The organism is Asanoa sp. NPDC049573, assembly GCF_040676615.1.
In the GTDB taxonomy this organism is placed as follows: Bacteria; Actinomycetota; Actinomycetes; order Mycobacteriales; family Micromonosporaceae; genus Asanoa.
In genome coordinates this window covers 1-1,216 of record NZ_JBFAPI010000051.1, presented here as the reverse complement: position 1 = coordinate 1,216, position 1,216 = coordinate 1, and the positions used below count along the sequence as shown (strand labels likewise).

Here is a 1,216-nt window from a genome sequence, read left to right as displayed (position 1 = left end):
CACCGCCCACGCCTTGTCGGTCAACTCACCGCGACCCACCACCAACGCATGGTGAACCACTCACCAGCACATGATCGGCAGGACACGCCCTAGGCATCACCGATTCCTGCGTTTTAGCTTTCCTGGACTATGCGGTGCGATCCGCACCCAGCCCCGACCACCTCGACCGGACGTTCCCAGAGGTACGGGCAGACATCTAACGTCACTGTGCGTTGGCCAACGTGAGCAGGCGACGGGCATCAATTAGTGACTTCGGTCCTGGCCGAGGAAGCACGACAGCAGTTGCCTGAACTCGTGCGGGTGCTCGATAGCCGGCACGTGTCCGCATCGGCCGAGCACATGCAGGCGGACATCGGCCAGGTGTTCGAGCAGGGGGAGGGCTGCCGTCCCGAGCGGGGTGATTCGGTCCTGCGCGCCGTGAACGAGCAGCACGGGCGCGCGTACCGTCGCCAGGGTTTGCGCCGAGAGGGTGAGATCCTCGACCCATCGTGTCCTGGGTGGAGGGAACAACGATGCGTATGCGGCCGCCCCCGTTCGCATCGCGGCCGCACGCGCGTCGACGGCCGAATCGGTCACGAGCGCTTGGTCGAGGACGAGGCGACTGAGCACGTCTCGTGCCCCGAGCGGGCCGGCGGGGGCGGCCCAGACCGCGTCGAGATCGGCGGACAGCGGCGCACCGGGGGCGCCCATCGTCGAGACCGCCACGACGCGGGTGACCTGCTGGGGGCGCGCGGCCGCCAACGCCAACGCCACGGCACCGCCCATGGAGTGACCCACCACCGCGTAGTGCTCGATGCCGAGAGCATCCATCAAGCCCGCGGCCTGCTCCGTCCACAGCCGCAGCCCACCCCTTAATCCCGCCGGGACAGGCGTACGGCCGAACCCCGCCTGGTCAGGAGCCACCAGATGCCAGGACGTGGCCAGCGCCTGCGCCGTCGTCGCCCAGGCGGCGGACCCGGTCGTGCCAGGTCCGGAGCCGTGCAGCATCAGCACCGCGGGCCCGATGCCGCTTTCCAGGACGTTGACGGGGGAGCCATCCACCGTGACGGTCCGCAGTGCCGTCACCGGGGCAGGCCAGGTGAGCTCATGCCGATGCGGCGTCGACGGACTTCGCGAAGAGTTCCATCATCGCCCGGCCGAATTGCGGCATGTCGGGCCAGCCCCGGCAGGAGACGAGGTTGCCGTCGACGACGTCGGGGGCGTCGATGACGGTCGC

At 69.2% G+C, this 1,216-nt stretch carries 1 protein-coding gene; it reads right to left on the bottom strand.

All coding sequences use genetic code 11. From position 1 onward, the window contains the following. Positions 1–243: 243 nt before the first annotated feature. Positions 244–1,065 (bottom strand): alpha/beta hydrolase, encoded by an 822-nt coding sequence (locus tag AB0J74_RS38870; RefSeq protein WP_363458315.1) that lies wholly within the window; start codon positions 1,063–1,065, stop codon positions 244–246. Positions 1,066–1,216 lie beyond the last annotated feature (151 nt).